Source organism: Oribacterium sp. oral taxon 078 str. F0262, from assembly GCF_000160135.1.
Lineage (GTDB): Bacteria > Bacillota > Clostridia > Lachnospirales > Lachnospiraceae > Oribacterium.
In genome coordinates this window covers 76,288-87,360 of sequence record NZ_GG729935.1, presented here as the reverse complement: position 1 = coordinate 87,360, position 11,073 = coordinate 76,288, and the positions used below count along the sequence as shown (strand labels likewise).

At 52.9% G+C, this 11,073-nt stretch carries 9 protein-coding genes, 1 tRNA gene, 1 pseudogene and 1 riboswitch; of the genes and pseudogenes, 6 read left to right on the top strand and 5 right to left on the bottom strand.

Annotated elements, in window-relative coordinates; translation table 11 throughout:
- Nucleotides 1–85: 85 nt before the first annotated feature.
- From metK to GCWU000341_RS07875, 3 genes are all read right to left on the bottom strand, one after another.
- Complete coding sequence (gene metK / locus GCWU000341_RS07885; RefSeq protein ID WP_009215364.1) at nt 86–1,144, bottom strand: methionine adenosyltransferase; 1,059 nt, start codon at nt 1,142–1,144, stop codon at nt 86–88.
- A 229-nt stretch (nt 1,145–1,373) separates the two neighbouring features.
- Nucleotides 1,374–1,478, bottom strand: a riboswitch (SAM riboswitch).
- Between the two features lie 816 nt (nt 1,479–2,294).
- Nucleotides 2,295–3,530 (bottom strand): peptidase T, encoded by a 1,236-nt coding sequence (gene pepT / locus GCWU000341_RS07880; protein ID WP_009215360.1) that lies wholly within the window; start codon nt 3,528–3,530, stop codon nt 2,295–2,297.
- A gap of 199 nt (nt 3,531–3,729) precedes the next feature.
- Nucleotides 3,730–4,707, bottom strand: coding sequence for a homoserine O-succinyltransferase (locus GCWU000341_RS07875; RefSeq protein ID WP_009215358.1), 978 nt, complete (start codon nt 4,705–4,707; stop codon nt 3,730–3,732).
- Nucleotides 4,708–5,696: 989 nt separating this feature from the next.
- Here GCWU000341_RS07875 and GCWU000341_RS07865 point away from each other — a divergent pair.
- The 3 genes from GCWU000341_RS07865 (at nt 5,697) to GCWU000341_RS07855 (ending at nt 8,792) form a co-directional block, all read left to right on the top strand.
- On the top strand, nt 5,697–6,356 hold the full coding sequence (locus tag GCWU000341_RS07865) for a 5-formyltetrahydrofolate cyclo-ligase (RefSeq protein ID WP_009215355.1): 660 nt from the start codon (nt 5,697–5,699) through the stop codon (nt 6,354–6,356).
- 172 nt (nt 6,357–6,528) lie between these two features.
- Nucleotides 6,529–7,893 (top strand): uracil-xanthine permease family protein, encoded by a 1,365-nt coding sequence (locus GCWU000341_RS07860; RefSeq protein WP_009215354.1) that lies wholly within the window; start codon nt 6,529–6,531, stop codon nt 7,891–7,893.
- A gap of 167 nt (nt 7,894–8,060) precedes the next feature.
- Nucleotides 8,061–8,792 carry an NAD-dependent protein deacylase gene (locus GCWU000341_RS07855; RefSeq protein ID WP_009215352.1) on the top strand — a complete coding sequence of 244 codons (732 nt, stop codon included), beginning with the start codon at nt 8,061–8,063 and terminating at the stop codon, nt 8,790–8,792.
- A gap of 257 nt (nt 8,793–9,049) precedes the next feature.
- Here GCWU000341_RS07855 and GCWU000341_RS07845 read toward each other — a convergent pair.
- Nucleotides 9,050–9,129, bottom strand: a tRNA-Leu gene (locus GCWU000341_RS07845).
- A 264-nt stretch (nt 9,130–9,393) separates the two neighbouring features.
- Nucleotides 9,394–9,975: a type IV toxin-antitoxin system AbiEi family antitoxin domain-containing protein gene (locus GCWU000341_RS07840; RefSeq protein ID WP_040653903.1), complete on the bottom strand. Its 582-nt coding sequence runs from the start codon at nt 9,973–9,975 to the stop codon at nt 9,394–9,396.
- A 221-nt stretch (nt 9,976–10,196) separates the two neighbouring features.
- Here GCWU000341_RS07840 and GCWU000341_RS07835 point away from each other — a divergent pair, with 221 nt between their 5' ends.
- From GCWU000341_RS07835 to GCWU000341_RS13165, 3 genes and pseudogenes are all read left to right on the top strand, one after another.
- Entirely contained in the window at nt 10,197–10,535 is a 339-nt protein-coding gene (locus GCWU000341_RS07835) for a transposase (RefSeq protein ID WP_009215349.1), read from the top strand.
- Nucleotides 10,532–10,828 (top strand): annotated as a pseudogene (locus tag GCWU000341_RS07830) (IS3 family transposase); the annotation flags it as partial. The gene GCWU000341_RS07835 and the pseudogene GCWU000341_RS07830, both read left to right, overlap by 4 nt.
- A gap of 69 nt (nt 10,829–10,897) precedes the next feature.
- Nucleotides 10,898–11,073, top strand: a 176-nt coding sequence (locus GCWU000341_RS13165; protein ID WP_242651669.1) for a transposase, incomplete at its 3' end; no start/stop codon positions are given.

Below are 11,073 nucleotides of genomic sequence, written 5' to 3'. Positions count from 1 at the left end.
GATAAAGCAGAGTCATCTCGGCTCTGCGCTTTGACTCAGCATCCCGATTCCGGGCCTTTGTTTTTGGGGATAGGGGAGAGAGGTCTTACTGCTCCCAGGGGAGCTCCGGCTTTCCGAAGTGACCGTAGGAGGAGACCAGATTGTAGTCGACCTCCTGGAGCTGAAGACGCTCGATGATCGCCTTTGGTGTGAGCTCATAGTTTTGTACGACATCGCTCCAGATATTCCCTACATTCTCATGGGCGCTTCCGAAGCAGTCCAGGTAGACGGACACCGGCTCCGCGACGCCGATCGCGTAGGCGAGCTGCACCTCACAGCGCTCGGCCCGCCCCGAGAGGACGATATCTCTTGCGATCTTCCGCGCCATATAGGCCGCGGAGCGGTCGACCTTCGAGGGATCCTTTCCGGAGAAGGCTCCGCCGCCGTGGTGCGCGGCCCCGCCGTAGGTATCCGCGATGATCTTTCGCCCGGTGAGGCCGGAGTCCGCAAAGGAGGATCCGAGAACGAAGCGGCCTGTCGGATTCACGAGGATCCGGAAGTCGGTGTTCAGATTCATCTCCTCCGCGCTCTCCTTCATGATTTTGCTGATGATCTCCCTGACCTCCTCCAGGGAGGTGGACTCCCTGTGCTGGCTGGAGAGGAGGAAGGTGTCGATGCGCCCCGCCTTGTAGTCGTAGCTCACCTGTGCCTTTGCGTCCGGGAGAAGCCTGGAAAAGCCCTCAGCAAGGTTTTGCTCCCGGAGCTTGAGGAGCGCCCTCGTGGAGAGGACATAGGGGATCGGGAGGAGCTCCTTCGTCTCATTTGTGGCATAGCCGAACATCATGCCCTGATCGCCGGCACCGTCGACATCGACGCCGCGCGCGATGTCCGGGGACTGGCGGGAGATCAGAAGGTTGAGCTCGTATTTTTCGGCATCGGGGAGACCGATCCGGCGGAGAACCTCCGCGATGATGCCGTGGTAGTTCGGCTCATAGTCCGTGCTGATTTCGCCGAGGATGCAGATGCTGTAGTCCTTGATGCAGCATTCCGCCGCGATCCGGGCCCTCTTATCGTGGGCGAGGATGTCGGTGACGATGGCATCCGAGATCTGGTCGCAGATCTTGTCGGGATGGCCGTTTGAAACCTGTTCTGATGAAAATAGCATATACTTTCCTTTCTGCCGCGCTGTGCGGGATAATTACTGTAAACGGATGGAATCCGCCGGATGGTGAAGCACTCCGGACATAAGCGCCGGACGATGCGAAGCTCTGCCGTTCTTCGTGTCTGGGCTGTCGGCCTTGTCTATGCCTGCTGACTGGCGCAGAAGACTGCCGCCCGGACTGCCGCGGCAGAGAAAAGAGGCCGCCGCACTGAGCGACAGCCTCTGTCCGTTCGTCTTATTGTTCGAAACAAATTGTTCGCTCAGGTTAGCACCTTCCGTTTCCGGGGTTGCTGCGGCTTCTTCGCTCCTATGTAGCTCCACCGTCTCTGAATAAGATATTTAATTGTGGAATCAAAGTATAACACGCTGCGGCGGGGAAGCGCAAGGGGATTGGAAAATTTCGATTCCGCTTTCAAAATTCAAAACGTCGCTTTCAAAAGGACTTTTTCATCGACTGCTTATCCATCGGGCTTCCGCCGCTTATTTTCCAATCGGCTTTTCATTTCAGACTCAGAATCTCAGACTCAGACTTTAATTCGGCCTGAAAATGAAGTGCCGGGAGTTCACCGGCCTCTTTAGACAAAATTATATATTTTTCGGAATGAATATTAGTAGATATTTCAGGAGTAATTGTATTTACAAAGAAACAATTTTCTGCTATCCTATAGACACAGAGAGAAGAGTGGCTGATGGGCCTCGGCTGACGAGAAAGGCCGAAGCGAACCGGCAAAGTGCAGGCCGCGAGTCTGCGAACGATACCGCAGAAAGCAAGAGGTGCAAAGCAATGGTTCCAGCACAGACATTTGATACGGCCACCGGAGCTTTCGGAAAGTAAATTTATTTTGATAACGGCGCAGCGGGCGCTCATGTTATTCAACAAAAGAAGTGTTTCTTCGAAATTTCCGGAAAGCACTGCGCGGGTTCAGTATCAAACGAACGGGATGAGAAACTGATTGGCTTCATCGATCGATGCACACGGAACGATATGGAAAATCAAAGATAAAGCGCATATCTTTGAAATATCAAGGTGACGGTATCAGACCAATGTACTCTTCATGAAAATTGAATATTGGGTTCGGGAGAGGGAAAGCGTTTCATTCGCTTTCCCTCTTTCCCTGTACCTTTCCTTTCGGCTGCTTCTTCTCCTGATCCTTTATTTCCTTCCGATCATTTCCTCAGTCAGCTTTTTCAGGACCTCGACCATTTTTTCCATGGAGTTGATATTCAGGTATTCGTAAATGCCGTGGTAGTTCTCCCCGCCGGTGGAGAGGTTCGGACAGGGGAGCCCCATGAAGGAGAGCTTTGCGCCGTCCGTTCCGCCCCGGATCGGAAGGGTCTCCGGCTTTACACCGCAGCTTCGGAAGGCTTCCTTCGCGCAGTCGATGAGATAGGGATAGGGCTCCAGCTTCTCCTTCATATTGTAATAGCTGTCCGTGAGCTTGGCCTCCAGAGCCGCGCCGCCGGAGCGGTATTTCTCATTCAGACGATCTGCCGCGGACTGAAACTGTCTCTTTTTCTCCTCGAATTTCTCTCTGTCATGATCCCGGATGATGTAGCGAAGCTCCGCGAGGCTCTCATCTCCCTTCATGGACATCAGATGAAAGAAGCCCTCGTAGCCCTCGGTATTTGCCGGAGTGCAGGGCGGGAGCAGGGCATTGAACTCCATCGCGATCAAAAGCGCGTTCAGCATCTTATCCTTTGCGGAGCCGGGGTGGACATTGACGCCGTGAATTGTGAGGACGGCGGAGGCGGCATTGAAGTTCTCATATTCGATGCCTCCCAGCGTTCCGCCGTCCACGGTATAGGCGACCTCCGCGCCAAAGCCCGCGAGATCGAAGAAGTCCGCGCCCGAGCCGATCTCTTCGTCCGGCGTAAATGCGATGCAGATTTCCCCGTGGCGCCGCTCCGGCTGAGAGAGCAGCTCTTCGATACACTGCATAATTTCCGCGACACCCGCCTTATCATCGGCGCCGAGGAGGGTGCTTCCGTCTGTGACGAGGAGATCATCCCCCTTTGCGGAGAGAAGCTGCGGGAAGATCCCGGGATCGAGGATGGCTCCATGCCCGAGAGGGATCGGAGAGCCGTCATAGCTCTTTATCACCCGGGGCTTTACATCCTTTCCGCTCGCGGAGGGAGAGGTGTCCATATGCGCGATCAGGCCTAGAGTCGGCGTGTGCATGTTCTCCTCTGCGGAGAGATTTGAGGGGATGCGGGCGTAGACATAGCAGTGCTCGGAGAGACGCACATCATCCGCGCCGAGCTCCCGGAGTTCCCGCTCGAGCTGCCTTGCCAGCACGAACTGCTTCTCCGTGGACGGGTGCGTGCCGCTCTCCTCTGAGGACTGCGTATCCACTTTGACATAAGAAACCAGACGATCCAATACCTTCATGTTTCCTCCTTCCGTTTTCCTTCTGTTTTCTTTCGGTTGTTTTTCTGTTTTTTCTCATTTCGTCTTTCGCTGAGGGGGAGCGTTCTCCCCTTGCTCAGTGAGAAGGCAGTTCTCTCTCCTTTGACATCGTTCGCAGGGAGCATGGCTTTTCATCGGTCCGTTTCGTTTCCGCTTTTAGCTTCTCGTATCTCCTCCGCTCTCAGCTTCCCGTATCGTCAATCTCTCTTTCATGACTTGCCCGAAGGTAGCTGTCGCATTCCACCGGCTTCAGGTCCTCCAGGCGATAGGGAGTTTCCTGATATACGAAGTTCAGCCAGTTCGTATAGGTGCAGTTGGAGCTGGAACGCCAGGAGAGGATGGGGGGCTTTGAGGGGTCATCATCCGGATAGTAGTTCACGGGGATGTCGGGGGCGAGCCCCCTTGCGAGGTCCCGCCGATACTCCTTGTCCAGGTCGTAGCGGTCGTACTCGGAGTGTCCGGTGACGAAGATCTGCCTGGAGGAGCAGGCGAGGATCAGATAGCTCCCGCTCTCCTCTCCTTCCGCGACGACATAGAGCTCGGGATTTCTCTTCACGGCCTCCTCATCGATTCCGGTATAGCGGGACTGAGGAACATAAAAAAAGTCATCCATGCCCCGCATAAGCATTTTGCGGCGGTGCAGTACCCGGTGCAGATAGACGCCGCTCAGCTTTCTGGGGAGAAGGCGCTTCTGAATTCCGTAGTGATGGTAGAGAGCGGCCTGCGCTCCCCAGCAGATGTGAAAGCTTGAGAAAACATGAGTTTTTGACCAATCCATAATTTCACAGAGCTCATCCCAGTATTCGACCTCCGAGTACTCAAGCTTTTCGACGGGCGCCCCGGTGATGATGAGGCCGTCAAAGCGCTCCTCGCGGACAGCGTTAAAGCCGACATAGAATTTATTGAGGTGAGAGGCGCTGGTGTGCTTTGCCTCGTGGCTCTCCGTCTTCATAAGGCTGATCTCCGTCTGGATCGGAAAATTGGACAGGACCCGGAGAAGGTCAAGCTCCGTATCCTCCTTCAGCGGCATGAGGTTCAGGATTGCGATGCGAAGCGGCCGGATCTCCTGCGCGCTCGCCCTGTCCTCATCCATGACAAAGATATTTTCCGATTCCAGCATTTGTTTTGCCGGAAGATCGTTTTGAACCCGGATTGGCATGATTTTTCCTTTCTTTGCTTCCCGAGGGGAGATATCCCTCCCGATGCGTCCCCCTCTCGCATTCCCGAGAGATGATGTCTCTTTTCACGCTTCCCTTCATTCGCGTTTCCGTCGGCCTGAGGCACAATCAAACGCATGATTCCCGCATGCCTCCGCCGCTTCGCGTCTTGCGGCCTGCGCCCCTCATTCACATTCCCGAGGGACGAGGTCCCTCTTCATGCTCATGAGTGGGGGCGCGTCATAAAGTCTTACCTCCGCTTTCGTGCAAGCACGCCGCGGAGGAGAGACTTTCGGTCCGGGCGGAGTCCATGATTCCCGCATGCCTCCGCCGCTTCGCGCCTTGTGGCCTGCGCCCCTCATTCGCATTCCCGAGGGACGAGGTCCCTCTCCATGCTCATGAGTGGGGGCGCGTCATAAAGTCCTTCCTCCGCTTCCGTGCAAGCACACCGCGGAGGAGAGACTTTTGGCTTGGTGGAGATCATGATTCCCGCATGCCTCCGCCGCTTCGCGCCTTGCGGCCTGCGCCCCTCATTCGCATTCTCGAGGGACGAGGTCCCTCTTCATGCTCATGAGTGGGGGCGCGTCATAAAGTCCTTCCTCCGCTTCCGTGCAAGCACGCCGCGGAGGAGAGACTTTCGGCCCGGGCGGAGTCCATGATTCCCGCATGCCTCCGCCGCTTCGCGTCTTGCGGCCTGCGCCCCTCATTCGCATTCCCGAGGGACGAGGTCCCTCTCCATGCTCATGAGTGGGGGCGCGTCATAAAGTCTTTCCTCCGCTTCCGTGCAAGCACGCCGCGGAGGAGAGACTTTCGACGCTGGAATCATTATACAAAAATAGTTCTGGTTTCGAAATGGGGGAGCTATGTTTTCTTTTTTCTTTCTTGACAAAGCGGGGGAAAGAATGGAACATGGGGACAGAGCCGGGAATGGGAGCTGTCCGATAGGGAGAAAGCGAGCAGAAGGCAGGGAAGGGGAAGGAGAGAAGAGATTATGGGGGACGAGATCAGAGAGAGAAAGGCGAGGGAGAGGGAGGAGGTTGCGGAGCTTCGGAGGGGGCTCAGCGAAGAGTACTGCCGGAGCGCGGATGCGGAGATCAGCTCCCGGATCCTTCAGCATCCGTATTTTCAGCAGGCGGACACGATTTTTTGCTATATCAGCGTGGAGAAGGAGCCGGACACAAAGCTGCTTTTGGAGAGCGCCTGGCAGATGGGAAAGAGGGTTTCCGTTCCGCGCTGTATTCCGGGAAGGGAGAGGTGGATGGAGGCGGTGGAGATCCGATCCTTTCAGGATCTCGGAGCCGGAGTGCTCGGGATACCGGAGCCGAAACCGGGACTTCCTCTGGTGGAGAAGGAGGAGATCGATCTCGCCTTGATTCCCTGTATTTCCGCGGATCGGAGCGGAAGGAGACTCGGTCACGGGGCGGGCTATTACGATCGCTTCCTGGAAGGACAGAGGATGCATCGCTTTTGTCTATGCTATGAGAAGCTGCTTCTTGATAAAATTTTTGTGGATAATCACGATATCCCGATGGAGCGGGTTTTTAGTGAAGATGGCGTATATCCGTCTTTTTCCGCCGCAGAAGAGGATAAGCAGGTGGGGAATTCCGGGTCCTTCCTATCGAAGCTTCGGAGATTTTTTCATAGAATCTAACGGATTCCCCGGGAAAAGAGCGGGTTTTTGCACATTGCATTTATGCACCTGTGCTAAATTCACAAAAATTTGCCTTTCATTTCTACTTGTGCTATTTTTTCCATCCGTATATGATTGCCTATAGCAAAAACTTTTAGGTTTCAAAATAAAATTTAGTTTCAGGAGGAAAAGGATGGGGAAGAAGGATGGAATGGAGGCGTTGTTTTGCTGGAAGGGAAATCCGCCGGTCTGGAGCGTGATTTCCCTCGCGCTCCAGCATCTGGTGGCGATGATTATCGGCTGCGTGACGCCGGCGATTATCATCGCGAATGTGGCGCAGCTGCCGATCGAGCAGCGAATTATTCTGATTCAGGCATCTCTTACGATGTCCGCGATCGCGACCTTTTTTCAGTTGTTTCCGATCGGCGGGAAATTCGGCTCGGGCCTTCCCGTCATCCTGGGGATCAGCTTTGCCTATCTTCCCAGCCTTCAGGCAATCGCCGAAGCGGGGGAGGGGGTGCACACCATCACGGGGGCTCTTCTCGTCGGCGGAATCGTCGCGGTCTTTGTCGGTATCTTTGTGAAGAAGATCCGTCCGCTCTTTCCTCCGCTCATCACCGGGACCGTGGTTTTTACGATCGGCGTATCCCTCTATCCGACAGCCGTCAATTATATGGCCGGCGGCGTCGCAAATACAAGGGAGCTTGTTGTGGAGAAGAAGCATCTGACAGAGGCTCTGATCTACGGCTCCTGGCAGAACTGGGCGGTCGCTGCGGTGACACTGCTTATCGTGCTTCTCTTAAATAACTTCGGCAAGGGGATTTTTAAGCTCGCATCCATTCTTCTAGGAATGCTGGCCGGCTATCTCGCGGCGCTCTGCTTCGGGATGGTGAACTTCTCGGAGATCGGAAAGGCATCCTGGTTTGCTCTCCCGCACTTCCTTCCCTTTGGCGTGAGCTTTGATCCGGCGGCCTGCATCTCTATCGGCCTTCTCTTTGCGATCAATTCCGTCCAGGCGATCGGTGATTTCACGGCTACAACCGTAGGCGGCTTTGATCGGGAACCGACGGACGGGGAGCTCCAGGGCGGGATCATCGCCTATGGCGCGACGAATTTTCTCTCCGCCTTCTTTGGGGGACTTCCCACGGCGACCTACTCTCAGAATGTCGGCATTGTGACGAATAACAAGGTCGTAAATCGGAAGGTCTTCGCGACCTGTGCGGCCTTGATCCTTTTGTCCGGGCTTTGCCCAAAGTTCTCCGCAATTCTCACGACGATTCCGCAGTGTGTCCTCGGCGGGGCGACGATCACCGTTTTTTCCACGATTGCTATGACGGGGATGAAGCTCATTACCTCGAAGCCGCTCACGGCGAGAAGCTCCACGGTCGTGGGTCTCTCCGTGGCGCTCGGAGTCGGCATTGCTCAGGCTGCCGGAAGCTTGAATCAGTTTCCGCTCTCTGTGACGATGGTCTTCGGAAAGTCCCCGGTCGTCATTACGACGATCTGCGCGATTCTCTTGAATCTCTTGCTCCCGAAGGAGAAGTCGGAGGAAAAGTAAAGTAATCCTATGCATCGCGCGAGCTCAGGAAGCGCCTGCCCGCGGGCAAGCTGCTTCCTGAGCTTTTCTGAGTCCATATTGAGGGAAAGGATAGAGTGGCTTTTCCGGGATATCTGGGCTAAGATAGTAAAAAAGACTATATTTTAGGCAGAGGGAGGAGGGTGCAGATGGAGGAGAAGAGAGAGAAGCTTCGGAAATGGATCAAAGAGGCCCGGAATATCGTATTTTTTGGGGGAGCCGGAGTCTCCACGGAGAGCGGGATCCCCGATTTTCGGAGCCAGGACGGACTTTACCGGCAAAGCTATGCCTATCCGCCGGAACAGATCATTTCCCACAGCTTTTTTGAGGCAAATCCGGAAGAGTTCTACCGTTTTTATCGGGAGAAGATGCTTTTTCCGGAGGCAAAGCCGAATCGGGCACATCTTGCGCTTGCAAGGCTCGAGGAAGAAGGGAAGCTCCGGGCAGTTATCACACAGAATATTGACGGACTTCACCAAAGAGCAGGGAGCAAAAAGGTATATGAGCTTCACGGCTCAGTCTGGAGAAATCACTGCCTTCGCTGCGGGAAATCCTATCCTCTCGATTTCATTCTCTCCGGAAGCGGAGTGCCGAGATGCAGCTGCGGCGGCATCGTGAAGCCGGATGTCGTCCTCTATGAAGAGGGGCTGGATCAGGCGGTTTTACAGGGAGCGGCGGAAGCGATCCGGGAGGCGGACCTTCTCATCGTCGGAGGAACCTCGCTCGTGGTCTACCCCGCCGCGGGTCTTCTTCGTTATTTTGATGATTCCGCGCACATACTTGTTTTAATCAATAAAAGCGAGACCGCCTGTGACGGGCGAGCAGACCTTGTGATCCGGGAAAGTATCGGGGATGTTCTGGGATCGGTGGTTCTTGACTAAAAAGCGATCTATTAACTATAGGAAGGAGTTTGAGATGAAATAATTTCTCCCCACTGCTCCATAGAAAACATATAATCAACGACAAGGCCAATGATAAAGGCATGTATATTTTCGCTTTCATTCAAAGTGCATTGATCATTAAAGGTGCAGGACTTAAACTGAGACGGCTTGATAAACCCGCCTCTTGGCTGCTTTATTTCGCTGATCCTTCGGGTTACAGAACTCATATACAGACGTTCCTTCCTTCCGATTCTTCATGCGGATAACAGGACTTGAACCTGCACGGTCTCCCACCAGAACCTAAATCTGGCGCGTCTGCCAATTCCGCCATATCCGCCTAGGCCGCCGAAAATCCGGCGGCCCTTTATTCTATCATCAAAGCCAGGGACTGTCAAAGCGGGGATTCGCGTGGGTCAAAATGAAATGCTTGTTAATTGCTATTCTGTTAATTGCTATTCGAAGTTCCACCTGGAAATCTGAAAGGTGGAACTTTAATTCTTCCGAAGGATGGGGTAGAAGTTAATTCTCCTGAGCATTTTTTCTGTCATATATGTTTTCCACACGGTAGCTTTTCAGCATTTGTTCTATCACGGCACTCATGTCAGATCCTTCTTAAAAGCGAACACAGCTTTTTGATGTTCGTTGCATGAAACGCATCGCTGTACCCGCAGACCTTACTTGCATCCAACTTTCTCAGCTCCGCCTCTTCGACCCGCAGATCATCTGTCAATAGCCGCAAAAGTTCCTGCGTATTCGGTACTGGTGGCATCGTATAAAGCTGATCGCACAGCGCCTTTTCCGGTTCGGCGATCCGATAGAAGTAATCTCCCTCCTGAACTAGACGAATGCCCAGAGGAAAGGCTTTGGAAGGCACATCGCGATAGGTAAATGTCCCGAAAGCCGTTTCATACTTCTTTTTCTTTTTCTTTTCAAATGTAGCGCAGGTAACGGTATACACCGCTTCAGGAATCAAGCCATAGCAGCTTAAGGCATATTCAAAAGAAATGTAGGACGGCCCATAAATACTGCCCGCAAGCAGGTGCGCCGGAACATTCGGATTAGTCTCATAAAGCCCCCTTGTGATCGGGAAGCACTCACTGCGCTTCGCCATACGGGAGAGCTTGGACTTCGGAGAACCGTATTCTCTTAATTCTTCCAGAAACATTGCCGTTGTCTTTATCATATTCTCACCTCTTAGTATCATTATATGCAACTATCTGGCAAAAATAAAGCATTTTCATACTTCCCCAAGATTCAGCCTAAAATGAAAGGCTCTTCGGTCATACCTGTGGGTAAAATTCGTGGTAGAAATACCCGTTAAGCCCATCTGATGTTGTATAAATAAAGTTGACACCTTATCCTCAAGGATTTCTAATATAATCAAGACGATAAGGAGGTCAATAAATGGCAGAAAACAGGCAATACGATAACGAATTTAAGGTGCAGGCGGTTAAGCTGGCCAAGGAAATTGGTCAAGCTAAGGCTGCCAGGAAGCTCGGTATCCCAAAGAATACACTCTATACTTGGATGAAAGCAAACCGTCTGGGAAATCTCGATCTCGGTGCCGGCACACAGACACCACAAAGCGCTATGACGCTTAATGAGGAGCTTATCAAACTCCGTGCGCAGCTTAAAGAGCAGGATAAGGAGATCCGCCGCTTAAAGAAAGAAAATGAGTTCCTTGAGGAAGCAAGCGCTTTTTTCGCCGCGAGCCGTCTGAAGTCAGCAAAAACGAAAGAATGAAGTTTATTGCCATCAAAACGGAAGACGGCACCATCAAGGGCGAAATTAGTTTCTATTGCCGCATGCTCCACGTAACCCGTCAAGGGTTCTATAAATATCTGGCGACCAAAGATCGCCCGTGGAAATATCAGCCTCTCGCAGATGCTGTGCTCGATATAAATGCGGAGGATGAGTGCAATGATACGTATGGAAGAATACGCATGTACCAGGCTCTGAAACTCAGGAAACCGGAAGGTGTTGCTATTCCAGGCGAACGTACCGTGTATCGTGTGATGGAGGAAATCGGGCTTAGTCTGAAGTGATAAACTGAAGTTGTAACACAAATGGCTGATAAAATATAATAGCAAATGGAGGATTTTATCATGCCACAACCTTACGACGAACCATTTAAGAAAAAGATTGTCCGTCTCCGCCTGGAGGAAGGCCGATCCATGAGGAGCCTCACAGAAGAATATGGGGTTTCTAAATCCAGCGTTGTCAAATGGTGTAATGAATTTCGCGAAGAATGCCAGAGTAATCCAGAAAGCCAAAAAGATTA

What these genes read in the sequence shown, in the direction of transcription:
- metK (WP_009215364.1), bottom strand. Translation starts at nt 1,144, where the DNA reads ATGCTATTTTCATCAGAACAGGTTTCAAACGGCCATCCCGACAAGATC.
- pepT (WP_009215360.1), bottom strand. Translation starts at nt 3,530, where the DNA reads ATGAAGGTATTGGATCGTCTGGTTTCTTATGTCAAAGTGGATACGCAG.
- GCWU000341_RS07875 (WP_009215358.1), bottom strand. Translation starts at nt 4,707, where the DNA reads ATGCCAATCCGGGTTCAAAACGATCTTCCGGCAAAACAAATGCTGGAA.
- GCWU000341_RS07865 (WP_009215355.1), top strand. Translation starts at nt 5,697, where the DNA reads ATGGGGGACGAGATCAGAGAGAGAAAGGCGAGGGAGAGGGAGGAGGTT.
- GCWU000341_RS07860 (WP_009215354.1), top strand. Translation starts at nt 6,529, where the DNA reads ATGGGGAAGAAGGATGGAATGGAGGCGTTGTTTTGCTGGAAGGGAAAT.
- GCWU000341_RS07855 (WP_009215352.1), top strand. Translation starts at nt 8,061, where the DNA reads ATGGAGGAGAAGAGAGAGAAGCTTCGGAAATGGATCAAAGAGGCCCGG.
- GCWU000341_RS07840 (WP_040653903.1), bottom strand. Translation starts at nt 9,975, where the DNA reads ATGATAAAGACAACGGCAATGTTTCTGGAAGAATTAAGAGAATACGGT.
- GCWU000341_RS07835 (WP_009215349.1), top strand. Translation starts at nt 10,197, where the DNA reads ATGGCAGAAAACAGGCAATACGATAACGAATTTAAGGTGCAGGCGGTT.